Genomic DNA, 24,020 nt, shown 5'->3' on the forward strand with positions numbered 1-24,020 from the left:
AAATGAAAAAATGGCTTAAATTATTTACTTTTACGGTTTTAATCGCTATTGTAACCTATATTATTTACAACTTTACAAAAAACGATTTTTCTTTAGAAGATTTTATTATAAAAATTTGGAATGAGCACGTTGAAACTTGGGGTTACTTGATACTCTTTTGCTGGAGCATCTTAGAAGGAGAACTTGGACTTATTTTAGCTGGAGTTGCAGCACATGATGGAAAAATGGATGTGATTTTAGCTATTTTTGTAGCAGGGCTTGGAGGATTTGTTGGGGATCAAATTTATTTTTATATTGGAAGATATAATAAAAAATATATTCAAAAGAAACTTCGATCTCAAAGACGAAAATTTGCTGTAGCACATCTTCTTCTACAACGTTTCGGTTGGCCTATTATTTTCATACAACGTTATATGTACGGATTTAGGACAATCATTCCTATGAGTATAGGTATTACAAGATATAGCAGTAAAAAATTTGCTATTATAAATCTTTTGAGTGCATGGATTTGGGCTACCATCACTATACTTTTAGCATGGTATTTTGGCAGCTTAATCCAAACTTTTCTCCACTGGTCAAAAGAATGGATTAAAGAATACTGGTATCTTGCTGCTATTATTATCATTGCCTTTTTATCAGGAATCATTTTCATTTTTAAACGTATAGAAAAAGCAATACTAAAAGAAAGGAGAAAAAAATAATGCAATTTATTTTTGAAGATAAAAAACTAAATTCTATTAAAGCTGATTTTGAAGTTATTTTTATTCAAGATAAAAATTTAAAACCATATAACGAAGAAAAAAATTTTTTCAAATTAAATAATTTTAAAGGCGAAGGTGTGCTATTAGATACAAGAAATTCTAAGCTTTTTGTAGAATTAAAAAGTCTATCTTATGAAAATATCAGACTATGCTTTTTTAATATTTATAAAAATTTAGAAAAACTAAATATTAAAAGTATTAAATTACCTAGTGTTATTGGGGATTGCACTGTAAGAAGTTTTTGTTGTTTAGTAGAAGGTGTGCTATTTGGAGCCTATAATTTTAATAAATATAAAAAAGAAAAACAAACAAGCACGCTTGAAAAAATTATTATCTCAAGTCAGGAATTAAACGATAAAAAATTTGATTTAAGTGAAGCTAAAATAGGTTTAGAACGCGGACAAATTTTAGCCAATGCCGCTAATTTCACAAAAGATATAGTCAATGAAATTCCTGAAATTTATACACCTTTAAAGATGGCTGAAGATGCACAAAAATTAGCCAAAGATCATAAAAATATCTCTTGTAAAGTTTATGATGAAAAATTCCTTATGAAAGAAAAAATGAATGCTTTTTTAGCTGTAAATAAAGCTTCAAACATCCCTCCTCGTTTAATCCATTTAAGCTATAAAGCTAAAAATTCCAAAAAAAGAATAGTCTTTGTAGGAAAAGGTCTTACTTATGATAGCGGTGGTTTAAGCTTAAAACCTTCTGATTATATGGTAACAATGAAAGCTGATAAAAGCGGTGCTGCTGCTGCAATGGGGATCATTAAAGCTGTATCAGAGCTTAATTTAGATCTAGAAATTCATTGCATCTTGGGTGCAACAGAAAATATGATAGGCGGAAACGCTTACAAACCAGATGATGTGTTAATTTCTCGAGAAGGAGTCAGTATAGAAGTAAGAAATACTGACGCAGAGGGTCGTTTAGTATTAGCTGATTGTCTTTCATATGCGCAAGATCTAAAACCCGATCTTTTAATTGACATGGCTACCCTAACAGGTGCGTGTGTGGTGGGTCTTGGAGAATTTACTAGCGGTATCATGGGTAATAATGAAGATTTGCAAAATGAATTTTATCAAAGCTCTAAAAAAAGCGGAGAATACGCAACGATTTTACATTTTAATCCTTATCTTAAAGATCTAATTAAATCCAACATCGCTGATGTTTGCAATGTTGCATCAAGCCGTTATGGCGGTGCGATAACAGCAGGACTTTTCTTGGATAAATTTATACGACAAGAATACAAAGACAAATGGCTCCATCTTGATATAGCAGGACCTGCTTATGTGGAAAAAAATTGGGGATATTCAAATTTTGGTGCTAGCGGTGCTGGTGTTAGAATGTGTGTTAATTTTTTAATTCATCTTTTAAGGAAAAATAAATGAGTCTTTCAGTTGGGATAGTAGGACTTCCAAATGTTGGAAAATCAACAACTTTCAATGCTTTAACTAAAGCACAAAATGCACAAAGTGCTAATTATCCTTTTTGTACAATAGAACCTAATAAAGCGATGGTAGAAGTTCCAGATACTAGACTTAATGAACTTGCAAAAATTATAAATCCAGAAAGGATTATACACTCTTTGATTGAATTTGTAGATATAGCAGGACTCGTAAAAGGAGCCAGCAAAGGCGAAGGCTTGGGAAATAAATTTCTTTCTAACATACGCGAAACTGAAATGATTTTACATATAGTGCGTTGTTTTGATGAAGAAAATATAACCCATGTTGAAGGCAAGGTAGATCCTATAAGAGATATAGAAATTATCAATACCGAGCTTATTTTAGCAGATATTGAGCAACTCAATAAAAAAATAGAAAAGCTTGCCAAAGAAGTTAAATCAAATCAAAAAGGCGCTAAAGAAAACTTAGAACTTGCCAATTTATTATTAGAGCATCTTAACAAAGGCTTGCCAGCTAGTTCTTATCCGGATAGGGAAAATGAATCTTATAAGAATTTAATCAAAGAATTAAGATTGCTTTCTGCAAAAGAAGTCATTTATGGAGCCAATGTTGATGAAGAAGGCATCAGTGAAGATAATCAGTATGTAAAAGATTTAAGAGAATATGCAAAAAAAAATAATCATGAAGTCATAAAGCTTTGTGCAAAAATTGAAGAAGAATTAGTTAGCTTAAGTGATGAAGAAAGTCGCGAATTCTTAAATTCTTTAGGTGTTAGCGAAAGTGGACTTGATCAAATCATACGCACAGCTTTTTCTAAACTTGGACTTATTAGCTATTTTACAGCTGGAGTTATAGAGGTGCGTTCTTGGACTATAAAAAAAGGATGGAAGGCACCAAAAGCAGCAAGTGTTATCCATAATGATTTTGAAAAAGGCTTTATAAAAGCTGAAGTGATTTCTTATCAAGATTATATAGAACATGGTGGAGAAACAAAAGCTAAAGAAGCTGGAAAATTAAGACTTGAAGGAAAAGATTATACTGTAAATGATGGAGATGTGATGCATTTTAGATTTAATGTTTAGATTTCCATCTAAACATTAAATCTTTGGACCAAATTTACTAAATTCTAAGCCCTCTTTAACATCTTCATAGCGTTTAAAATTTGCTATAAACATTTTTGCAAGCTCATTTCTTTTTAAACAATATTCTTCCTTGTTTTTCCAAGTATTAATAGGATTTAAAAGCAAACTATCAATTCCTATAATGTTTTTAGGGATAGCCAAATCAAATACTTCAAAATTTTCAAATTCGCAGTTATTAATACTTCCATCCAAAATCGCATTAATGCAAGATCGAGTAGTCTTAATGCTCATTCTTTGTCCTACTCCATAGCTTCCACCAGTCCAACCAGTATTGACTAAAAAAACATTCACGCTATACTGATCAATTTTTTCTCCTAATAATCTCGCATAGACAGTAGGATGAAGTGGCATAAAAGGTTCACCAAAACAAGCTGAAAATGTAGCTTGAGGCTCTGTAATTCCACGCTCTGTTCCTGCTACTTTTGCAGTATATCCGCTTAAGAAATAATACATGGCTTGTTCTTTGCTTAATTTACTAATAGGAGGTAAAACTCCAAAAGCATCCGCACTTAGAAAAATAATATTTTTAGGATGCCCTGCTTTTAAAGTTGGCTCATGATTTTTGATATGATTTATTGGGTAAGATACCCTTGTATTTTCAGTCTTGGTTGCATCACTATAATCAACGCTTTTATCTTCTTTTAAAACCACATTTTCTAAAAGCGCATTTCTCTTAATGGCTGCATAGATTTCTGGCTCATTTTTAGGATCAAGATTAATAGTTTTTGCATAACAACCCCCTTCAAAATTAAACACACCCTCATCATCCCATCCATGCTCATCATCTCCGATTAGTTTTCTATTAGGATCTGTTGATAAAGTTGTTTTTCCAGTTCCGCTTAATCCAAAAAATAAAGCCACATCTCCTTTTTCTCCAACATTAGCGCTACAATGCATTGAAAGTTTGTTTTCAAGAGGTAACCAGTAATTCATCATAGAAAAAATACCCTTTTTCATTTCTCCACCATACCAAGTTCCGCCAATAACAGCAACATTTTCCTCTATGTTGAACAAAACAAAAACTTCGGAATTTAATCCATCTTTTTTAAACTCATCATTACTGCATTTGCAAGCATTATAAACAATAAATTCGGGATTAAAATTTTCTAATTCTACTTGATTGGGTTCAATAAACATATTTTTTACAAAATGGGCTTGCCAAGCCACTTCAGTTACAAATCTTACAGCTTTTCGACTTTTTAAAGAAGCTCCACAAAAAACATCTTGCACATAAATATCTTTTCCATTGAGTTGTTTTTTAGCTTTATTTAAAAGTTTGTCAAATAAATTTTTTGTTATAGCTTGATTTACCTTACCCCAAGCTATATATTTACTTGAAGGCTCCTGATTGACAAAATATTTATCTTTTGGGCTTCTTCCGGTAAAAATACCCGTATCAACACTAAAAGCACCACTTTGAGTGCATTGTCCTTCTTGATTAATATTTTCATGCTCAAACAATTCTTCATAACTTAAATTATGATAAATTCTACCCGTATTTTCTAAACCCAAATTTTCTATTTTGTTCATTTTTTATCCTTTAATTGTTTTTATAAGTCGCAATCATTTGACCTTCACTAACACTATCACCTACTTTTATATTGATCTTTTCAATCACTCCATCTTTAGGTGCGCTAACTTCAATTTCCATTTTCATTGCTTCTAAAACAGCTACAACTTGACCACTTTTAACTTCAGAATTTTCATCGATATGAATTTTAAAAAGCGCACCTGAAATTGGAGCTTGAATTCCTTGATTAGAATCAATGTTTTGAGTATTATTTTGCACCTTTTTCACACTTTTAATTTCCACTTTATCATCAAACCCAGAACTCACTTCAACAAAGTATTTATTTCCATTAACCTTTACTGTAAAATGATTTTCATCTATATTTTGCTTAGGTGGTGTTGAATCGTTTTTACGTATATTGATTTTAGCTTCTCCTTTTAAAAAACTTATTCCTTTTTCTTTACACGTTGCTACGATAAAAATATTTTCATCATTTACTTCAATATTTTCTTTTTCTAATATGTTTTTAAAATAAGATATTCTTTTTGTTTCATCTTTATCTGCTAAATCAATCGCTAATTCTTTTGTTGGCTCTAATCTAAGTTGCTCTGCTGCAAGTTTTACAACTTCATCATCAGGTTTAACTGGTGTTTTTCCAAAATAACCGAGAACCATTTTACCGTACCCTTCAGCAATTTTTTTCCAAGGACCAAACATGACATTATTGAAAGCTTGTTGAAAATAAAATTGTGAAACAGGAGTTACTGAAGTGCCAAATCCACCTTTTTCAACAACTTCACGCATTGCCTTAATCACCTCTGGAAAACGATCTAAAACATTATTATCTCTCATCATTTGCGTATTGGCAGTTAAAGCCCCGCCTGGCATAGGCGAAAAAGGAATTAAAGGATTAACCTTACCTGCTTCAGGAGGCAAAAAATAATCTTTAAGACAATCTTTTAAAATTTCTTCATATTTTAAAATTTTCTCCTCATCCAAACCACCCAAATCATAATTTTTTCCTTTAAGCGCATGCATCATAGTTAAGATATCAGGCTGTGAAGTGCCTCCGCTAACAGGAGCCGCAGCTAAGTCAATACCGTCAACACCTGCTTCTAAAGCTGCTAAATAACAAACCACACTCACTCCAGCTGTTTCATGAGTATGAAGTCTTACATGGGTATTTGAAGGCAAAATTCTTTTTGCCATTTTAATCGTTTCATAAATTTTATTAGGATTTGAAGTTCCACTTGCATCTTTAAAACAAATGCTATGAAAGGGTATTTCTGAAAGTAAAATTTCTTTCAAAATCTTCTCATAAAACGGCACATCATGAGCCCCACGACATCGTGGAGGTAAATCCATTAAAGTGATACAAATTTCATGTTTTAATCCATATTTAACAATGCATTCTGCGCTAAATTTAAGATTGTTAATATCATTTAAAGCATCAAAATTTCGAATAGTTGTTGTTCCGTGCTTTGCAAAAAGTTTTGCGTGCAATTCCACAAGCTCTCTGCTTCCAGTATCTAGAGCAACAGTATTAACTCCTCTTGCTAAGGTTTGCAAATTAGCATTTTTACCCACAACTGAACGAAATTTATCCATCATATCAAAGGCATTTTCATTAAGATAAAAATATAAACTTTGAAATCTAGCTCCACCGCCAAATTCAAAATGACTAATCCCTGCTTCTTTTGCAGCTTCCAAGGCAGGTAAAAAATCTTTTGTTGAAATTCTGGCTCCATAAACTGATTGAAAGCCATCTCTAAAACTCGTATCCATTACATCTATAAATTTTTTAGCCATGCTTTTTCCTTAGGCATTAATATCAATGTATTATACAAAGAAAATAATAACATTCTACACATAATAAACAATAATAAAATAAAAAATTATTTAATATAAAAAATCAGATTAAAAAGCAAAAAAAAGAATTTATTGAGTAAATTTTTACTCAATAAATTAAAATTGTATATAAAATCCTATAAGTTTTGTTACCAAAACTACCAAAACTGCCAAAGGTGATATAAATCTTACAAAAATATACCAAATTTTAAAAAATATACCTCTCATATAAGGTTTAAATAAAATTTCCAAAGTTTCTTTTTTAATTACAAAGCCAACGAAAATTGCAATTAAAATTCCACCCAAAGGCATAATAATCTTACTAGAAAAACTATCTAATAAATCAAAAAAACTCATCCCTAAAATTTTAAACTGCGTAGCATCTAAAGAAGATAAAATACATAAAATGCCCAAAATATATACAAAAATACCTATTAAAGTTAAAGCTTTTTTGCGACTCATTTTAAAGGTATTAATCAAATAAAAAGCTGAAGGTTCTATCATGGAAACAGCTGAAGTAATACCGGCAAACACCAAAGAAATAAAAAAGGCTGCCCCAAAAATATGTCCAACTAAACCAAGTTTTTCAAACAAAGTAGCCAAGGAAACAAAAACAAAACCTGGGCCTTGTTGATTAGGATCATATCCAAATTCAAAAATAAAGGTAAAAACAACAAGACCCATTAAAAGCCCTGCCAAAAGATTGATAAAAATAATATTTAAAGTACTTGTGATGAAATTAGTTCGATCTGGCAAGCTTGCAGAATAAGTGATAATAGTTCCAACCCCTAAAGATAAACTAAAAAAGGCAAGCCCTAAAGCTTCAAGGGTGTTTGAAATATTGATTTTATGAAAATCAGGAATAAAAAGGAATTTTAAAGCTAAGACAAATCCATCTTTACTCATTGCATAAATAAGCATTAAAATTAATAAAATAAACAAAGAAGGCATCATCCAAACATTCCATCTTTCAATACCATTTTTAATGCCTTTAGAAACAATATAAAAAATAACAAAAAACACTAAAGTAAAGCAAATAAATTGACTTAAAAAATCATGAGCAGTAAGATTTTCAAATTCGATTTTGCTTAGCTCTAAGCTATTTGGCAATTGTCCAATCACGCTCAAATAAGCATATTTTACCACCCATCCGATCACCAAAGCATAAAAAGATACAATTAAAATTGAACCTATCATGGTAAAACCTACAAAAGACCAAGCTTTTTTATATTTAGGCGCTAATTTTTTATAAGCATTAACTGGATCTTTTTCGCTGATTTTTCCAATACTTAATTCTGCTAAAAAAATAACAAAACCCACCCCTAAAGTTAAAATAATATAAAGCAAAATAAATGCAGATCCTCCACTTTGTCCTACAAGAGTTGGAAATTTCCATGCATTACCCAAGCCTACAGCCGAACCTGCAACAGCCAAAATAAAACCTATTTTTGAAAATTTAGAGCTCAAAATACAACCTTAAAATATATTTTAAAACGCTTATTAAAGCAAAAAAAGTTTTAATCTTTTATGAAAGAATATAAATTTACATAATTATTTCAATAAAAATAAAGATAAAACATGATAGCATTTCGGAATTAATTTAAATCTTTAATTAGGTATCAAGTAGGGATACGCAAGCCGAAAGTATTTAATCTCAAAGATTTAAGATAAAAAATTTTATAATATAAAGGTATTTTATTATGAAAAAAATATTTTTTCTATTTTTAGCTTTTTCAGCGGTAGCTTTTGCAGCTGAAACAAATAATTTGGTAGAACAAGAGGCTATGAATACATGGATTAAAGCTTTTTCAGTTTTAGCTGCCGGTTTAGGATTAGGTGTTGCCGCACTTGGTGGCGCTATCGGTATGGGAAATACAGCTGCAGCAACTATAGCAGGAACAGCTAGAAACCCGGGTCTTGGACCAAAATTAATGACTACAATGTTTATTGCTTTAGCTATGATTGAAGCGCAAGTAATTTATGCACTTGTTATTGCTCTTATAGCGCTTTATGCAAACCCTTTTATAAAATTTATTCCTGCATCTTAAAAAATAAAAGCCCTATTTTGGGCTTTTGTGCGGTTATGGTGGAACTGGTAGACACGCCATCTTGAGGGGGTGGTGCGCTCAGCGTGTGCGAGTTCAAATCTCGCTAACCGCACCATTTATTTTATTTTTCACTTCTTTTGATTTTTTTTAATTCTTTTTATCTTACTATAAAATAGGCTTTTGATAAGTGATGGATTATTTTGGATTATCTTTAATTTATTTTAATTTATTATACTTTACAAATATTTTTTATTGACTTTGTTATTGACTTTATTAAATTTTATTATTGACCTTATTGACCTAAAGGAATAAAAGTGCTAAATGATACTAAAATAAAAGCTTTAAAAGCTAAAGATAAAAAATACTATATTGCTGATTTTGATAATTTGCTTCTTTGTATTTACCCAAGTGGTAAAAAAACTTTTATGTTTAATTATAAATGTCCTAAAACTCTAAAATACAAAAGGATAACTTTAGGAGAATACCCTACTCTAAGTCTTGCAAATGCAAGAAGTCAAAAAGATAAATTAAAGATTAATCTAATAGATAATGAAAGCATACATGAAAAAACCGACATCACATTTAAACATTTGGCACTTGAAAAAATGGAGCTTAAAAAATTAGAACTAAGCGAAAAAACTTATAAAAGCTATATGAGTTATTTACGAAGATTTGCTTTTGGAATTTATGGAGATATTGTATTAGACAAACTCCAAATCAAAGATATTTTAAAAAGTTTTGAAAAATTTAGAAAAGAAAATATAAAAGAAGGTGCGGATAAATTTTTTACTCTTTTAAATGAAATTTTTAGATATGGAGTAATGAAAGAATATATTAAAAATAATCCTATGGTAAATTTAAATAGAAAAGATCTGCTTATAAATAAAGCAAGTAAAAATCATGCCACTATCTTAGAAATTAAAGAAATTAAAACGTTAGTAAATGATATAGTTAATTATAAAGGTTTTATTAATGTCAAAATTGCAGCCATGTTTTCTCTACTTACAGCACAAAGAAGTTTTAGTATAAGAAGTTCAAAATGGGAAGATATTGACCTAGAAAATGGCATGTGGTATATACCGCAAGAGGATATGAAAATGAGAAGAGCACATACTATACCTTTAAATTCTCAATGTGTATATATGCTTAAAAAATATAAAGAAATGAGTGTTGATACTGGATATTTATTTTATAGCTTAAGAAGCAAAAGTGAAATTATAAGTGATAATACAATTAGATCTATGTTTAGAAGAATGGGGTATTCAAATGATGACTTTACCCCGCATGGTTTTCGTGCTATGTTTAGCACTCTAGCACATGAAAATAGAGATAAACATGGTATGAGTAGCGATATTATAGAACTATGTTTAGCTCATGTAGAAAAAAATAAGATTAAAGCCGCATACAACCATGCTTTAAATTTAAAAGAAAAAACCATTCTTATGCAGTGGTGGGGAGATTATTTAAATGAGATTGCAGATTTAAATCGACAAGTCCGAAATCTTTTTTTATAAAATTTTCAATATCTTGTTTTGGATATAATCCTGGACAATTTCTATGTTGCTTAAACTCTCTAAATTTACCTTGTTTCGCATATTTATGAACTATAGGTTCTTTTACATTTAAAATTTTTGCCACTTCTTTTCTAGTATAATAATCTCCAATATCAAGTTTAATCATGTTTTTCTCCTTTCTCTAAATCAAAACCTAATTTTGCAATGATTGCTTTTTGCTCTTCATAAACTAAAAAATTAGAAATCAATACTAAAACATCACCGAAACAAAAGCGATTATAGCTCGTGCTTTGTTCTAGTATCTTGATCTCTAAATTATCACTTGATTTTTCAAGTGAAGCAGTTATTTTCCAATTTTTTTCGATAATTTTTGACACCTCATCTTTTGCCCCTTGCGTAAAAACTTTATCATCTCTTAGAAGTAGCATTTCTTTTATGCTTTGTTCTAATAACTCCCTTGTATTTGCCAACTCTTTTTCTAAAGTCAGTCTTGCTTTTTTATATTCATTAAATTCTTTCATGTTTTTTCCTTTTTATATTTTTATTTTTCCATACTAAATAAACATTCCTTTATTGTTAAGCCATAAATTTTTACAATTAAAGGAATAACAGCGTTACCTAAAGCCTTAATTGCGTCCAAAACTTTGGGTAACCCATCATCTGTTCGTATATCGACACAATCAATTTCATAATCTTTTTCATATCTTCTTTTTCTATACAAGCTATATAAGGATATAATCTCTTTTGATGGCATTTGTGGCTTTTCATTTGAGTAGAAATAGAAAAATTCTTTATGCAAAAAGCGTCCGATGCTAAGGGAGTCGGTAGAAAAATATTCTTTATTCCAACAAATAATATAAGCTCGTTCTCTTTTATGCGCGTATCCAAAGGACTTAGCACATAGTATTTGCCACCAACAATCATACCCGATTGCTTGAAGCTCTTTTGTAAATTCTTCTCTAATATTATCTCGCCGAATAAGTTCTGAACTATTTTCAAACAAAATAAATTTTGGTTTTGTAAATTTGATGATTCTAACAACCTCATAAAATAATCCGCTCCTTTCTCCATTAAGTCCTTTTTTCCGTCCGGCTATACTTAAATCTTGGCAAGGAAAACCAGCTGTAATTAAATCAATTTCTATATTCTTAAAATCTTTTTCATTAAGATACTTAACATCTTCAAAGACACAGCTTTGATTAAAATTTTGTCTTAAGATTTTTTGACAATAAGGATCGCATTCACAAAAATATAAAGTTTTAAATAACTCATTATCTGCCATTTGTAAACCTAAAGCAAAACCACCAATACCACTAAATAAATCTAAGTGATTAATAACACTCATTCTAAAAGCTCCTCGTTTTCTTTGTTAAATTCCCCTTGTTTTTCAAGCTCGTTAAGCTCTTGTTCTAGTTTTTCCATTTTGCATTCCTTTCAATAAATTTTCTAGTTTTTCTATGCCACGTTCTAAGACTTCTTGCTCTTCCTTTGTTCTTGCTTTGCTTTCTTGTATATTTTTAGCTTCTATAGCATAAAATACAAAGTCTATACGCTTATAAAAGTCTAGTTTGGTTTTATAAAGTTCTCTTAGTCTTTTTAAAATATTTTCTTTTTGTCTTTGAAATTCAGCTATTAAAAAAGCACTATTATAAAAAAAACAAAGTTTTCTTTCTTTTTCATGTCCTACTATTCGAACATCAATTAAGCATTTATTTAAATCGCCCTCTAAAACAAGTTTTGCTAAATCATTAGCTTCTAAGATCCACGTTACACTCATTTAGCACCTCATAGTATAGGTTTTGCTTAATTCTCTGGTGATTTTTTCTACTTTAAAAGCGGCTTCGATTTCATTATCGCAAGCAGGACACATTCCTTGTAAAGTTACACTTTGCCCTGCTTCTGCGGTGCAAGTTTGCAAATGAAAACCATTACTTACAGCAAAGACAAGATGGCAATGTTCGCATTCTAAAAATCCTTTAAAAATAATTTTTGTTTTCATCATTTCTCCTTAACTTGCTAAAGCATAAGGTTTGAAGACCTTAGCCCAACGTGGATTATTTAAATATTTAGTTTGTTCTAATATCACTTCTATATTAAAATGCCAAATTCCAATCATTCTTAAATAATCTTGCATAAAATCAAAGGCTTCATTGACATCGCTTTCTATACAATCTAAAAATTTATTTTTAAGCCTAAATCTTAGCTCCAATCTTTTCCATCTTGTAAATTCTGGCTTTAATTTCTCTTTGTGATAGTAAGTCTGTTTTTCGTATTTATCATAGATTAAAACACGTTTTAGATTGTAGTATTTGCTTTTGGGTGAATTGACATAAATACTTGTTTTATAAGCGTGAATCTCTCCATCGATTTTAAGTTTTTTAAATCTGTTAGCATGTTCGTATTCTCTTGCTTTAGATACTGCTAAATTATCATCAAAATCACAAGCGATATCTACGCTATAAGCTTTAAATCGCTTGATCATTTTACTTAGGATTTTCCACACCTCAGATTCTATTTGTTTGCTTGGTTGGTAAAGCCCATTAAATTGAACTTCTATATAAAAATCTTTTGATTTTTTATTCTTTTTAGATAACTCAAAACAATCTTTTGAGTGATTAAGGATAATCATCGTATTTGAAAGACTTTTATTTCTTGGCTTTAAGTTAATATAACGCACCTTAAAAGGATAACGTTTATCGTTTGTTTTTAGACTTTTAAATTTTTCTTTTACAAATTCATCGATACTTTTGTTTCTTGTTGTACTTCGCATTTTTTCAAACAATCCCCACTTTTTAAGGTATTTGTAAAAGGTTGTTTTTGGGATAACAAAGTGGAAGCTATCGTATCCTGTGCTGTATTGCATAAAATATCCTTTTCAAATCCTTTTTTCATTATAAAGCCATTGCTACTTATCTTTACAAGTGCATAGCCACGCATTGCTAATTTTTCTATAACCTTTGCCATTTGTGCTTTTCTCAAAGCATCATTGTCTTTTTGTAAGGGCTTAAAACTCATTTATTTCCTTTTTTTTAGACATTAAATAAGTGTTTAAGGTTTGTGAAAATGTCCTAAACACTGTTATTTAATGGGATTTGTTGTTAAATTTGTTTTCTTTTGTTAAGCCTAAATTCTAAGAGTTCAAAAGCAAACTTTCCTAAATCTTCATTTGTTTGCTTGATTTTAGTTTGCAATTCTTTTATGGTTGTTTCTAGCCATAGGTAAAGCTCTAAATCTTTAAAAACAAATAAATCGTATTTAGCAAATTCTGTTTTTAATCTCTCATAATTTTCTTCTGATATATTTTTAAGCTTAAAAAGCTTTGCCTTAGTCTTTTTGTGCTTTTGTTTTTCTATTAAAAGCTGATATTTCAAAGCTTTTATTTCGTTTTCTAGATGTTGCATTTAACTTCCTTTTTTGGTTTATAGATACTTGATAAGCTTCTCAAATATGTTTTAATAATAAATTATAACTTATTTAAGAAATAAAGTCAATATATTTTTATATATTTTATAAGTTTTTAGTAGAAAATTTATTTATTAAAGAAGTGATTATTTAGAAATATCCTTTATAATCTCTTTCAATAGATTAAATTGCTTAAGCTGTTTCTTAAGCTCTAAGGTCTCTAAATATAAATTAATGGCTACTTCTATTGTTTTGCTTATTTCACCAGTAGAAGCATTTTTATTTAAAGTGGCTTCGCTATATCCAATCTTTTCTCCAAGTTGTTTATAGGTAAGTCCTAGTTCTTTACAGGTTTTCTTGATAAGATTATCATTTTTTGCCATTAATTATCCTTTTCTCAAAAAACAAATTCTACCAAAACATACTTAAGTTTTAACTATCATTCAAAGCTTTTATTTCGTTTTCTAGGTATGGTTCGTTACTCATTTTTATTTCCTTTACTAATCATCAATGCTATATAAGCAAGTAAAACCACCTGTAAAACTTCTAAAATTTCACTCATTTTAAACTCCTTATGCTAAAATAAGAGTAGGCATAATGTTAAAGGTGGGGCAAAAGCCCCTTAGTTAAATCCAAGTTTGGATTATTTTTGAGATTAGATAAACAAGTATTGCGACTTTGATTAAAAAATCTAACCTTTGCATTATGCTTACTCCTTTCTTTATATATTTATAAATGCTAATTTTCTTAACATTTATAATTAAATTATACAAAGTATCTTATTAATTGATGCTTAAAATTGATAATTATTTTTGCGTTTTGGTAGAATTTTTGTTAAGTTATTTAACAATTAAATATTCTTGAAAATAGTTTTAATCGTTTCCCAATCTTTAAGTTGTTTTTTAAGTTCTATAGTTTCTTTTAATAAATTTATAGCAGCGGAAGTTTGCTCACTAATCTTTCCACTTGCAATAGTAGCCCTTAAACTCGGCTCACTCCAGCCTAATTTTTGTGCTAAATCTTTATAAGTAAAATTATTTTCCTTGCAAAATTCCTTAATTTCCTGTGCTGTCATTTAAAACCTTTCTCAAAAAACAAATTCTACCAAAACATACTTAAGTTTTAACTATCATTCAAAGCTTTTATTTCGTTTTCTAGGTATGGTTCGTTACTCATTTTTTACTCCTTAGTTTAAAAACAACTATTAAAAGTAAAACTGCTATAATCAAGTCCAAAATCACGTCTAAAACTTCCATTTTTTACCTTTCTTTTGTAAAATTGAAGTAGGAGTAAAACTTATTTTTACCTGTGGGGCTTTAAGCCCCTTGACTTATCTTTTTACCATTTTGTAAAGTAGATAAATCGTAATCAACTTAACGATGGCGGTCGTTAAATTAATCACACAGATAAAAACTTCCATTAGTTTTACTCCTTTCTTTTATTTCAAAAGTAATTTATTTTTACTTTTGATAACACAATTATAACATAATAATTACTAATTGTCAAGGTTATAATAATTTATTTTTATTTTTTGTAGATAAAGAAGTAATTTAAATTTACTTTGTGGATTAATTTTCGTTAATCCACGCTTTAAAGTCTTTTTTGATAGCTTCTGCTTTTTCTAATTTTGCTTCTAGTTCAAAAATTTTTTTAAGCATATTGATAGCGTGTGCCATTTGAAAACTTATTTTTTCTGTAGAAATGGCATTTTTTACTGCACCTTCTCCAAAGCCGATTAGCTCTGCTAACTCTTTATAAGTTAAATTTCTTTCCTTGCAAAAATCCTTAATTTCTTGCGCTGTCATTTTTACCCCTTGATTAGAAAAACTTATTAGCCAAAGAAAAAGCTAAGCTTATACTTTGTTTTATAGCTTCTTCATCTGCTAATTTTATACTATCTCTAAGTTTATCACCTAAAGTTTTATTATTTTGTAATGTTTTTGGGATTGATTTTAAAATTTCTAAAGATTTAAGAGTTAATCTTACACCAAAAAAACACTCAAATCCTAAAGTTTTTACCTCTTCATTAAAACTTATAAAATCAAAATCTCTTAATGCTATAATCGTTTCATAGACAAATTTTACATCTTCTTTGGTTGCATCACTATCCTTGATAAGGTCTTTTAAAATATAAATATCTTTTTTTATAGGAAAGCTTTCGAGTAAAATAGCTAATACCTTTGCACTATAAAAATCAAATTTTTCTATATTGCTTTGCATTATATCACCTCTTTTCTTTTTCCTCGCAAACAAAATAAACTTTTACATTCTTATTTTTATTGATTAAAAGAATTTGTTCGTGTAAATTTTCAAAAGGACTTTCTAAATTGTCATAAAATTTCAATCCACATACAGGACAATTTTTAATACTATTGTGAGTATCTATAATGATTTGCGTTTCACAATTTTTGCACTCTAATTTAAACTTTTTTATCTTAGCGATTTCTTGTTCCATCACATTCCTTTTTACAAACAAAATAAAATTCTGCATTTTTATTTTTAGTAACACTTTTGAACAATTCAGTTAAAATTTCAAAGGGATTATATCCTAAATTTTCATCTATAAACTTTATTCCACATTGCGGACAAGTTTTAATAACATTGCCTATTTTTGTAATGATTTTTGTGTCGCAATTTTTACATTTTATTTTTAATTCTGTGATTTTTTTTAAATTCTTATCCATATTTAAACCTTATTTTATTAGCTCAAAAATATAACTAATGGTATTTTTTAAAATTTCATTATTCGTTTTGTGGGAAAAATTTAAAATCCTATCTGCTAAACTTTCCCTACTTTGGATACTTTTTGGTGTGGCTCTTAATACACTTAAACCTTTAGCACTCAATCTAACTCCTAAAAATGCACTTGGACTTATTGTTTTTGTTTCTATTTTTATAAGTTCTAATTCTTCAAGGTATAAAATACTATGATAATATATTTTATCTAAGCCTGTAGTATTTTTTTCAAGTATAAGATCTGAAACTACAATATCACTCTTAAGTGGAAAATTTTCAAGTAAGATTTTAAAAACACGACCGACGCATATATCAAAATGTTCTAAATTATCCATAATTTTACTTTTTTCAAATTTTACAAAAATTAATTTTATCAAAATTTTTAAGCAAATAAACTTCTCTCTATGTGTTTAAACATCACCTCATTTGCACTTTTGAAAAATTCTTTTTTAATCTCAAAGCCGTATGCTTTTCTATTTAAATTCACAGCAGCTAAAAGAGTGCTTCCACTACCTGCACACGGATCGATAACCACATCTTCTGTATCTGTAAAAATACTTATAAGTCTTTCTAAAAGCTTTACCGGTTTTTGTGTAGGATGGATTTTTGGAATGTCATCATCTTTGATCCAATCCATACAATTATAAATCATCTTACCGTCGTTGTTAAATTTTGGCAATTTTTCCCTATAAAGGATTAAAGCATATTCACAATTTCCAACGATTCTCATATTTGCTTTTAAAACTTGAGATGAGCTTTGTTTTCTAAAGACTAGATTTATATAATGATTAAAGCCATATTTTTTGGCTACGTCTATAAGCATAGCTTGTTGCTCGAAAGAACAAAAGACAATCATACAAGGACTTTTACCACATTCTTTGGGTTCTTTTATAAGCATTTTAGAACAAAAATGCATGAATTCACTTACTCTAAAATCATTATCTGTATCAAAAAAAGCTTTATTTGCTTTTTTGCTTTCTCCATTTTTATGATCCCCATTGATATACCATTCAGGACTTGATGCATAAGCGTTGTTTCCTAAGTTATAAGGAATATCAGCAATGACTAGCTGTGCTTTGGGTATATTGTATCTTTTGAAATTTTGAAAATGATCGTTATATAATTGTGGTTTAAACATTCTATTTTCCTTTTTTTATTTCATCACATCAGTTTTAAAAACAGCTAAGTTTCTTTAACCTGCTTTTAAAATGGACTTTAATACTGCGATTTGCCCCTTGCCTGTTATCTTGGTTGTGCTTACAAGGCGATCGCCTTTTATTGTGCTTATAGTGGTTTCACTTACTTTAAAAAGTCCTTGTTCGATGTATTTTTGGTAAGGTTTATTGTCGTTCATTAGAAAGCCTTTTTCACGTAAAATTTTAAAAAGTCTTTTTTCTCCAATTTCTAAGTGATTTTTTTCATGTAAAATTTTTGCATAATCTCTTATTAAAATTGCATCATTGCTATCTTTTATGCGATTTGCAAAGTGAATTAAGGGTGCGTTTTGTTCGGCTTTTTCTTTTAAAGTTTTGTTTTCAAGCTCTAATCTTTGAGCTTCCAATGCAAATTTTCCGGCCTCTAGTAAAGCTTCGGCGTAAGTTTGTGGAACTTTTAAATTTTGTTTTTTGATTTCATTTTCTAAGTATTCTAATCTATCGATTATTTTTGCTCTTAGCTCCACACTATAACCACTCACTAAAATCAATACTTCTCTTTTTGGTAAGCGGTAACACTTGTAAAACTGCTTATTTTGTGGGTTTTGGTAGGTGTCCTCAAATTTGGAGACACCCCCTTCAACCACTTTTTCTAAGTAAGTTTCTATATCTCTTGTAACGTTAAAGTGTTCTTTTCCTGTAAGCTCTGCGATTTCTAAAGATGTTAAGCTTATTTCTTTGTTTTTATCTTTTTTAAAAAGTTCTAAATTCATTTTTTATCTCCTTTTTAGTGTTTAAATGGAGGCTTAAAAAGAAATTTAAAGAATTTTGCAATGCACACACTAACTAAAGGAATAAAAAAATTAGGAGAATTCTCATAAGCCCCCATTTAAACACTAAGCCAAAACTTAAGACCTGCATTCGAAGTTAAATAACTTCTGGAATTTTGGCGATTAACAAAGACTTTTTTAAGTCCCACTTTCCCAGCCGTCGCCCTGGAGTGTAATAAGTAAAAGAACGCACTAGCTTTTTAAAAGCTAGTGTAGAAGAATCTTTATAAGCTTTTGGCGATAAACGCAACTTGATTAAAAACCCTTTAAGCACACTTTAAAATGTGCTTAATGAGGCTTTTACGCTGCCTCAATTTCTTCTAGTAAAGCTTTAATCTGTGTAATAGCTCTTTCGTGAGCTTCCTTGAAAGTTACATTTTTTTTATACTCATCCTTTAAAGCTTCAATTCTTTGAATCAATCTCTCATCATCTCTTATGCCAAGTTTTAAAAGTGCGATTTCTACTTTTGAATTACGCTTGGTTGGAGTAGTAAGCCATACGTATAAGGTTCTGTCTTTAAGATCTAGTTTCTTTTCTATCTCGACTATGGTTTTAACATCTAAAATTTGTTTGATTTTTTCTTCTAATTTCATTTTGTCATCCTTAAAGAAATAATAGTTTTTTCAAAAAGTCCATCGCTAATCGCTTCTATGCTTACCTCATCGTTTTGATGTAAAAAATTAAGTGCTTTTTCAAATGTTTCATCGCTAAAATTGAAACATTTTCTAAGTTCTTCTTTTTCTTCTGTTTTTCTAAAACTCAAAACATCTAAAATTGATTTTGCTTCTATCATTTGCTAACTCCTTGTTTTGGTATTTCTTAAGACTGGTTTATTTGTCCTTTTTATAGTGATTAAACGCTAAAGCCGTTAAAAAACCTACTACAAAAAAACAAGCTAAAATTACATCTTGCATTTTCTACCTTTTTTATCTACTTTAAAGGCTCCTTTAACTACACTTTAATTCACACAAAAAACAAAGGAGCCATCAAAATGGACAATTTAGAACAAAAAATAGCCAAACTCGAACAAAGAATTTCTTTACTTGAAGATTGCTTTCTGCATTTTGGCAATAAAGCATTTGAATAAATTAACAATCTTCGTTATTTAAGAGATGATCAAAAACAAATCCTCTCTTTGGCCATAGACCTTATTTGTGAAACCACAAAAAAAGAATTTGATTCTAATCATGTGTTACTTGATCTAAATTCGACCAAGGTAAAAGCTGATAACTCTTAAAGCTTATTGATATAGTAGTGCTTAGCATATTTGCGCTACTACATATAAGCATTTCAAATGCCTTATTTACATCTTTAACTCCTTTTTTCATAGCTATTACTTCTAATTCTTCAACTATTTTTTCATCTAACTCAAAAGCAACGACATCTTTAGTCTGACCTGTAATTTCCACATAATAAAACTTCCACATTCGTTTAACACAAGCTTCCAATATTCCTTCTTTAGTTACACCATAAGCAATAGCTACCAATTCTAATCTTTGAGCTAAAACTGCATTGATATAAATAGTTCTAGTTTTATTTTTTTGATGTAATCTTTCATTTTCTGATTTTTTGCGTAACTTTTTAAAAAAAGGTAAAACCATATCTATAGATATAGATAAAAAATTTTTTAACCCTTTATCTTGTTCTAAAACATTATTTTGATAACCTGTTGTGGTTGGTATTGGCTCTAGCTTATTCATGCTAGATAATATTGATTGGATGATTCGCATTTTATTTCCTTTGAGTGCAACTTTTGTTTTTAATTTAAAACAATTTGCAATTAACTTTTTTAAATTGTTGGTGTTATTATATAGTTATTTTATTTATATGTCAAGTATAAAAATAAATATTTTAGCTATATATTTTTATGATACAATTTCTAAAAACATTAAAAAGGAACTAAAATGAAAGAAAATATTTCATACGAAAACTATGAAAAGAATTTGAAACTACAGCTTGAAAGCAAAAGAAAGGATTTGGATATTCAATTAACAAGTGTAATTCCTGGGCAATTTCAAACTATAAAATTATACATGTGGCTTTGCACTCTTATAATAGCTGGCAATATTACTATACTTAATAGTTATATCAAAATAACCCACATAAGTATATTTGTTATTATTCTCTTTGGTGGTTCAATTGCATCTTTAGGATACTCTGTCTTCTTTTCCTTAATTGCATTAAAAAGTAATAACATGATAGCTTTTCCACAAGATCAGTATGAAAAGATGTCTAAATTAAATTCTGACAATTTAGAACATACAAATGGAATTAATGCCATGATATCTTCTGTATTAGATGCTTTTAATAAAAACAACAAAATCATTAACAATATGAGTGAAGATATCAATAAAATTTACATCACTCTTATTATTGGAGCTATTGTATCTTTTTTTGCTATAATAGCAAGTGGCACACAAATTGTAACAGGAGAAATAATTATGTCAGATAATAAAGAAAAAATAGTAAAGCCAACCCCACAAACTGGAACTACTAGTCCAATTATCCCAAAAACTAGAGGAGATAAACCTCAGCAAGAAAAAAAATAATTTTTAAGGCCTATGTGCCTTAATCAAACAAAATATAACACCCAAAAAAGAAAAACGCAAGTATAAACCAAAACTCCATTTTTCAGCCTTTTAAATTAAAATAATATAAGTTTAAATTAAAACTTGGCATACTTATTGCTTATGTTTTAACCAACGATTTATTTTTTTTATTTTATTGGTGTTATTATATAGTTATTTTATTTATATGTCAAGCTATTTTTAAATTTTTAAAGGTGTAAGCTTATGGATGATTACAAAGATCTTGTTAAAGAAATGAAACTATTTTTTAATGTAAAAAGTTTAGAAGATGTAGCAGAAAGACTAGGCAGAGAAAGAAGCACAGCTATAGGCTGGAGACAAAGAAAAAAGATCTCCTCTTCTGCTTTGGTTGAATTTAACGCTCTTAAAAATAAACAAAATAACTATAATATAAAATCCACAGATACAATTTCAATACGTTATTTTCCTGACATTTACGCAAGCGCAGGATTTGGCAATGCAAATGAAAATGAAAATTTTCAAATTATCAACGTAGATAAAACTTTTTTAACTGAAGTTTTAGGAGTGCCTTACAAAACTCAATATGATATGATTAAAATTTATGGTGAAAGTATGGAACCTTTTATACAAAATGGCTCTTTTATCATCATAGATACCACTAGAAATTCACTCGATAAAATAAGAAATGGCGATGTAGTAATTTTTCGTAATAGCAATAATGAACTTTTTTGCAAACGCATTCTTAAAAATGCTTTCGATGATGATATAGTTATTAGCAGCGATAATTTTAATTTTGGAGATAAAAAGGTAAAGAAGAGTGCTTTAAAAGATCATGTATTTATAGGCGCGGTAATTTGTTCTTGTAATGCAAAGATATTTTTAAATCAAATTGAAAGGGTATAAAACAAATGAAAAAACTTATAATCTTATCCTTACTAGCAACTCTAGCTTTTGCTGATTATAATCAATACAAACCAAGCGAAGAGTTTGCTAAGTATTTTACGATGCAAAATTGCTCGCAAGTTTTAGACAAATTCTATTATCTAAATTGTTATGATTATGGTTACAAAGGGACAAAAGCCGTAGCTTATAGATTAGAAGCGGATAATTTAAAAGGCGAACAAATCAAAAAACGCCCACGCTTTGAAGATGATACAAATATTCCTAAAAAATACCGCACTACATGGAGTGATTATAAAAACAGCGGTTATGATAGAGGACACACTCTTTCTAATGCTTCAATGAGAAAAACAACTCAAGCACAAAGAAGCACTTTTTTGATGAGCAATATTACTCCACAAAATCCACAAATTAACCAAAGGATTTGGAATAAGATTGAAAAACGCGAAAGACAACTAGCTTTAAAACTCGGAAGTTTAGAAGTTTTAAATTTAATCAATTATGATAATAATCCACAAAGAATAAAAAACAATATAGCTATTCCAAGCTATTATGTCAAGATCTTAAAAGGTGATAATTTTAAAGAATGTTATCAAGTGCCAAATCATAAAGTCGATGATGAGAGTATAAGAAAATATAAGGTTGATTGTGATAGATTTTAATCGTTTTTAATGACATAAATTGTTTTATTGTAAATTAAAAAAAATAAAAATAAAATAAGCTTTTTTAAATTATTTAAATTAAAAGGAGTAAAAATGGAATTTTTAGGCTTGGCTTATTTTATTGTCGCTATTTTGGCAGCTGTTAATATCTCTAGCGATGCGAAACAAAGAAATATGAGTGGCTTATGGTGGGGTATTGGTGCCTTTCTTTTAGGAATATTTGTATGGATTTTATACATCGCAGTTAAAGAACCTTACAAAAGAGAACAAAAAATGTCTAAAATGAGAGATTTGGAATTTTTAAGAGGGCTAAAGGAAAAAGGTGTTATTAGCGAAGCCGAGTATGAAAAACACAAAACAGAAGTTCTAGAATGGATGTAATGAGGATTAATCCTCATTCAACTCCTTAATCTTATTTATTTGTATCTCACACTGCTTGTATTTGTAAAAAAGCAAAGAATAAGCATTTATAATATCAAGTTCATTTTTTACTTGTGGTTTTTCAAGGGGGCTTAGGGTTAGTAGTTCTTTTGGAATTTTCACCTTTTGAATTTGTATTTTGCTTACTACTTGTTGTGTTGTCGTCCCACAACCAATCAATGACATCGTTAAAAAGCTTAGTAAGATTGTTTTCATTGCTTTTGTAGATATATTCTTTAACATAATGTATCCTTTCTTTGATCTGATTCTTTTGGTTATTGCTTTCATTTAAGGCTTTGAGTTCTAGCTCGTGTCTTTGGGTAAGTTCTTTAATTTTTGCTTGATTATTTTTATTAATTTCTAAAGCCAAAGCTAGATCGTTTTGACTTTTTTCTAATCTTACCTTAGTGCTATCAAGTCTTAGATATAAATAACCAGATAAAATAGCCATTAAAGCTAAAGCGATATAAAGTTTTACATTGCCAAATAAAAAGTTAAACATTTGATATTTAAGAAGTTTAAGTATAATTTCAAAGGGTAGATGCCAAAGGTGGCTACCCTTTGGCATCAATCACGCCCAGAAAGGCGGTGATTTATGTGTCAAGTAAAATTATAGTTATAATTATACTACTTTGTATAATTATAGTCAAGTGTTCTTAACATTTGATTCCCCTTTAAAAAGGGGAGCTATAATTTCCCTTTGGCTTTAAACTTCTTTACTCCTTTCTAAAAAATTATGGATAAGTCCATCTGGCTTTTTTACCTCTAGTGTCAATATGCACAAAACCACCAAAAGGATTTTCAAAATTATGTTTTATAGCAATTCCAAAAGGTTTATTGCCATATTTTTCTAAAACGTATTGATGCACTTCTTCAGTTTTAACACCTTTAACCACAAAATCAGCCGCACTGCCGATGGTGTGTTGGCTTTTAGCAGCCCCACCTACTTTGGCATTGTGTTCTTTGCAACGATAACCGCTATTTATGATAATAGGTGCGTTGTAATGCTCTCTGATCTCACAAAGCACATCAACTAATTCATCACTTGGAACGCCTTTTGGTAATTCACATTTACCGCATTTGCATTTAAATTCACTTTCTTTAAAGTATTTGTTTTCTTTCATTTTAGCTCCT

General features: G+C 29.3%; 36 protein-coding genes and 1 tRNA gene. 10 read left to right on the forward strand and 27 right to left on the reverse strand.

Annotation, left to right across the window (positions count from 1 at the left end; all coding sequences use genetic code 11):
• The first annotated feature begins 2 nt into the window (after positions 1-2).
• Genes H2277_RS02220 through ychF form a run of 3 tightly spaced genes read left to right on the forward strand, consistent with a single transcriptional unit; the run spans position 3 to position 3,252 of the window.
• Positions 3-701, forward strand: coding sequence for a DedA family protein (locus H2277_RS02220; protein WP_337200771.1), 699 nt, complete (start codon positions 3-5; stop codon positions 699-701).
• On the forward strand, positions 701-2,152 hold the full coding sequence (locus tag H2277_RS02225) for a leucyl aminopeptidase (RefSeq protein ID WP_337200772.1): 1,452 nt from the start codon (positions 701-703) through the stop codon (positions 2,150-2,152). The genes H2277_RS02220 and H2277_RS02225 overlap by 1 nt, the downstream gene beginning before the upstream one ends.
• Positions 2,149-3,252 carry a redox-regulated ATPase YchF gene (gene ychF, locus H2277_RS02230; protein ID WP_337200773.1) on the forward strand — a complete coding sequence of 368 codons (1,104 nt, stop codon included), beginning with the start codon at positions 2,149-2,151 and terminating at the stop codon, positions 3,250-3,252. Before H2277_RS02225 ends, ychF begins: the two co-directional genes overlap by 4 nt.
• A gap of 15 nt (positions 3,253-3,267) precedes the next feature.
• Here ychF and pckA read toward each other — a convergent pair whose 3' ends face one another.
• The 3 genes from pckA to H2277_RS02245 form a co-directional block, all read right to left on the reverse strand.
• Positions 3,268-4,842: a phosphoenolpyruvate carboxykinase (ATP) gene (gene pckA, locus H2277_RS02235; RefSeq protein WP_337200774.1), complete on the reverse strand. Its 1,575-nt coding sequence runs from the start codon at positions 4,840-4,842 to the stop codon at positions 3,268-3,270.
• Positions 4,843-4,852: 10 nt separating this feature from the next.
• Positions 4,853-6,631, reverse strand: a complete 1,779-nt coding sequence (locus tag H2277_RS02240) for a biotin/lipoyl-containing protein (RefSeq protein WP_337200775.1) — start codon at positions 6,629-6,631, stop codon at positions 4,853-4,855.
• Positions 6,632-6,787: 156 nt separating this feature from the next.
• A complete protein-coding gene (locus H2277_RS02245) occupies positions 6,788-8,137 on the reverse strand; it encodes a sodium-dependent transporter (protein ID WP_337200776.1) in 1,350 nt (449 codons plus the stop codon).
• A gap of 233 nt (positions 8,138-8,370) precedes the next feature.
• On the opposite strand from H2277_RS02245, the gene H2277_RS02250 reads away from it, so the two are divergent.
• The 3 genes from H2277_RS02250 (at position 8,371) to H2277_RS02260 (ending at position 10,232) form a co-directional block, all read left to right on the forward strand.
• Positions 8,371-8,718 (forward strand): F0F1 ATP synthase subunit C, encoded by a 348-nt coding sequence (locus H2277_RS02250; RefSeq protein WP_337200777.1) that lies wholly within the window; start codon positions 8,371-8,373, stop codon positions 8,716-8,718.
• Positions 8,719-8,747: 29 nt separating this feature from the next.
• Positions 8,748-8,833: transfer RNA gene (locus H2277_RS02255), tRNA-Leu, on the forward strand.
• 199 nt (positions 8,834-9,032) lie between these two features.
• On the forward strand, positions 9,033-10,232 hold the full coding sequence (locus tag H2277_RS02260) for a tyrosine-type recombinase/integrase (protein WP_337200778.1): 1,200 nt from the start codon (positions 9,033-9,035) through the stop codon (positions 10,230-10,232).
• Here H2277_RS02260 and H2277_RS02265 read toward each other — a convergent pair.
• The 21 genes from H2277_RS02265 to H2277_RS02365 all read right to left on the reverse strand — a co-directional run bounded on the left by H2277_RS02265 (position 10,159) and on the right by H2277_RS02365 (position 20,085).
• Complete coding sequence (locus tag H2277_RS02265) at positions 10,159-10,398, reverse strand: helix-turn-helix domain-containing protein (RefSeq protein WP_337200779.1); 240 nt, start codon at positions 10,396-10,398, stop codon at positions 10,159-10,161. The two genes, H2277_RS02260 and H2277_RS02265, sit on opposite strands and share 74 nt — an antisense overlap.
• Positions 10,391-10,753 carry a hypothetical protein gene (locus H2277_RS02270; RefSeq protein ID WP_337200780.1) on the reverse strand — a complete coding sequence of 121 codons (363 nt, stop codon included), beginning with the start codon at positions 10,751-10,753 and terminating at the stop codon, positions 10,391-10,393. Before H2277_RS02270 ends, H2277_RS02265 begins: the two co-directional genes overlap by 8 nt.
• A gap of 20 nt (positions 10,754-10,773) precedes the next feature.
• Complete coding sequence (locus H2277_RS02275) at positions 10,774-11,577, reverse strand: DNA (cytosine-5-)-methyltransferase (protein WP_337200781.1); 804 nt, start codon at positions 11,575-11,577, stop codon at positions 10,774-10,776.
• Between the two features lie 51 nt (positions 11,578-11,628).
• On the reverse strand, positions 11,629-12,009 hold the full coding sequence (locus H2277_RS02280) for a hypothetical protein (protein WP_337200782.1): 381 nt from the start codon (positions 12,007-12,009) through the stop codon (positions 11,629-11,631).
• Positions 12,010-12,231, reverse strand: a complete 222-nt coding sequence (locus H2277_RS02285; protein ID WP_337200783.1) for a hypothetical protein — start codon at positions 12,229-12,231, stop codon at positions 12,010-12,012. It lies immediately after the preceding gene.
• 9 nt (positions 12,232-12,240) lie between these two features.
• Complete coding sequence (locus H2277_RS02290; RefSeq protein ID WP_337200784.1) at positions 12,241-13,002, reverse strand: hypothetical protein; 762 nt, start codon at positions 13,000-13,002, stop codon at positions 12,241-12,243.
• Entirely contained in the window at positions 12,960-13,247 is a 288-nt protein-coding gene (locus H2277_RS02295; RefSeq protein ID WP_337200785.1) for a hypothetical protein, read from the reverse strand. The genes H2277_RS02290 and H2277_RS02295 overlap by 43 nt, the downstream gene beginning before the upstream one ends.
• An 83-nt stretch (positions 13,248-13,330) precedes the next feature.
• Positions 13,331-13,633, reverse strand: a complete 303-nt coding sequence (locus H2277_RS02300) for a hypothetical protein (protein ID WP_337200786.1) — start codon at positions 13,631-13,633, stop codon at positions 13,331-13,333.
• 147 nt (positions 13,634-13,780) lie between these two features.
• Positions 13,781-14,017: a transcriptional regulator gene (locus H2277_RS02305; protein ID WP_337200787.1), complete on the reverse strand. Its 237-nt coding sequence runs from the start codon at positions 14,015-14,017 to the stop codon at positions 13,781-13,783.
• A 467-nt stretch (positions 14,018-14,484) separates the two neighbouring features.
• On the reverse strand, positions 14,485-14,709 hold the full coding sequence (locus H2277_RS02310; RefSeq protein WP_044261582.1) for a hypothetical protein: 225 nt from the start codon (positions 14,707-14,709) through the stop codon (positions 14,485-14,487).
• Positions 14,710-15,202: 493 nt separating this feature from the next.
• On the reverse strand, positions 15,203-15,439 hold the full coding sequence (locus H2277_RS02315) for a hypothetical protein (protein ID WP_052805367.1): 237 nt from the start codon (positions 15,437-15,439) through the stop codon (positions 15,203-15,205).
• Positions 15,440-15,452: 13 nt separating this feature from the next.
• On the reverse strand, positions 15,453-15,854 hold the full coding sequence (locus H2277_RS02320; RefSeq protein ID WP_337200788.1) for a hypothetical protein: 402 nt from the start codon (positions 15,852-15,854) through the stop codon (positions 15,453-15,455).
• Between the two features lie 4 nt (positions 15,855-15,858).
• Positions 15,859-16,089 carry a hypothetical protein gene (locus H2277_RS02325; protein WP_002787283.1) on the reverse strand — a complete coding sequence of 77 codons (231 nt, stop codon included), beginning with the start codon at positions 16,087-16,089 and terminating at the stop codon, positions 15,859-15,861.
• Positions 16,070-16,318 carry a hypothetical protein gene (locus H2277_RS02330; protein WP_044261585.1) on the reverse strand — a complete coding sequence of 83 codons (249 nt, stop codon included), beginning with the start codon at positions 16,316-16,318 and terminating at the stop codon, positions 16,070-16,072. The genes H2277_RS02325 and H2277_RS02330 overlap by 20 nt, the downstream gene beginning before the upstream one ends.
• A 9-nt stretch (positions 16,319-16,327) precedes the next feature.
• Positions 16,328-16,705 (reverse strand): hypothetical protein, encoded by a 378-nt coding sequence (locus H2277_RS02335; protein WP_337200789.1) that lies wholly within the window; start codon positions 16,703-16,705, stop codon positions 16,328-16,330.
• Between the two features lie 47 nt (positions 16,706-16,752).
• Positions 16,753-17,508, reverse strand: coding sequence for a site-specific DNA-methyltransferase (locus tag H2277_RS02340; protein ID WP_337200790.1), 756 nt, complete (start codon positions 17,506-17,508; stop codon positions 16,753-16,755).
• A 54-nt stretch (positions 17,509-17,562) separates the two neighbouring features.
• Positions 17,563-18,297, reverse strand: a complete 735-nt coding sequence (locus H2277_RS02345) for a phage regulatory protein/antirepressor Ant (RefSeq protein WP_337200791.1) — start codon at positions 18,295-18,297, stop codon at positions 17,563-17,565.
• A gap of 154 nt (positions 18,298-18,451) precedes the next feature.
• On the reverse strand, positions 18,452-18,604 hold the full coding sequence (locus H2277_RS02350) for a hypothetical protein (RefSeq protein WP_337200792.1): 153 nt from the start codon (positions 18,602-18,604) through the stop codon (positions 18,452-18,454).
• A gap of 50 nt (positions 18,605-18,654) precedes the next feature.
• A complete protein-coding gene (locus tag H2277_RS02355; RefSeq protein ID WP_044261589.1) occupies positions 18,655-18,948 on the reverse strand; it encodes a hypothetical protein in 294 nt (97 codons plus the stop codon).
• On the reverse strand, positions 18,945-19,148 hold the full coding sequence (locus tag H2277_RS02360) for a hypothetical protein (protein ID WP_044261591.1): 204 nt from the start codon (positions 19,146-19,148) through the stop codon (positions 18,945-18,947). The genes H2277_RS02355 and H2277_RS02360 overlap by 4 nt, the downstream gene beginning before the upstream one ends.
• Before the next feature lie 388 nt (positions 19,149-19,536).
• Entirely contained in the window at positions 19,537-20,085 is a 549-nt protein-coding gene (locus H2277_RS02365) for a hypothetical protein (RefSeq protein ID WP_337200793.1), read from the reverse strand.
• Positions 20,086-20,259: 174 nt separating this feature from the next.
• Between H2277_RS02365 and H2277_RS02370 the strand changes: the two genes are divergently transcribed.
• From H2277_RS02370 to H2277_RS02385, 4 genes are all read left to right on the forward strand, one after another.
• Complete coding sequence (locus H2277_RS02370; RefSeq protein ID WP_337200794.1) at positions 20,260-20,904, forward strand: hypothetical protein; 645 nt, start codon at positions 20,260-20,262, stop codon at positions 20,902-20,904.
• Between the two features lie 243 nt (positions 20,905-21,147).
• Positions 21,148-21,807, forward strand: a complete 660-nt coding sequence (locus H2277_RS02375; RefSeq protein ID WP_337200795.1) for a S24/S26 family peptidase — start codon at positions 21,148-21,150, stop codon at positions 21,805-21,807.
• Positions 21,808-21,812: 5 nt separating this feature from the next.
• On the forward strand, positions 21,813-22,466 hold the full coding sequence (locus tag H2277_RS02380) for a DNA/RNA non-specific endonuclease (RefSeq protein ID WP_337200796.1): 654 nt from the start codon (positions 21,813-21,815) through the stop codon (positions 22,464-22,466).
• Positions 22,467-22,559: 93 nt separating this feature from the next.
• Complete coding sequence (locus tag H2277_RS02385) at positions 22,560-22,847, forward strand: hypothetical protein (RefSeq protein WP_337200797.1); 288 nt, start codon at positions 22,560-22,562, stop codon at positions 22,845-22,847.
• 6 nt (positions 22,848-22,853) lie between these two features.
• On the opposite strand, the gene H2277_RS02390 is transcribed toward H2277_RS02385, so the two are convergent.
• The 3 genes from H2277_RS02390 to H2277_RS02400 form a co-directional block, all read right to left on the reverse strand.
• Entirely contained in the window at positions 22,854-23,072 is a 219-nt protein-coding gene (locus tag H2277_RS02390; RefSeq protein WP_337200798.1) for a hypothetical protein, read from the reverse strand.
• Complete coding sequence (locus tag H2277_RS02395; protein ID WP_337200815.1) at positions 22,969-23,388, reverse strand: hypothetical protein; 420 nt, start codon at positions 23,386-23,388, stop codon at positions 22,969-22,971. The genes H2277_RS02390 and H2277_RS02395 overlap by 104 nt, the downstream gene beginning before the upstream one ends.
• A gap of 232 nt (positions 23,389-23,620) precedes the next feature.
• Complete coding sequence (locus H2277_RS02400; protein ID WP_337200799.1) at positions 23,621-24,010, reverse strand: D-Ala-D-Ala carboxypeptidase family metallohydrolase; 390 nt, start codon at positions 24,008-24,010, stop codon at positions 23,621-23,623.
• Between the last annotated feature and the right edge of the window lie 10 nt (positions 24,011-24,020).

It is taken from the genome of Campylobacter sp. W0014, assembly GCF_020135975.1.
Classification (GTDB): Bacteria; Campylobacterota; Campylobacteria; order Campylobacterales; family Campylobacteraceae; genus Campylobacter_D.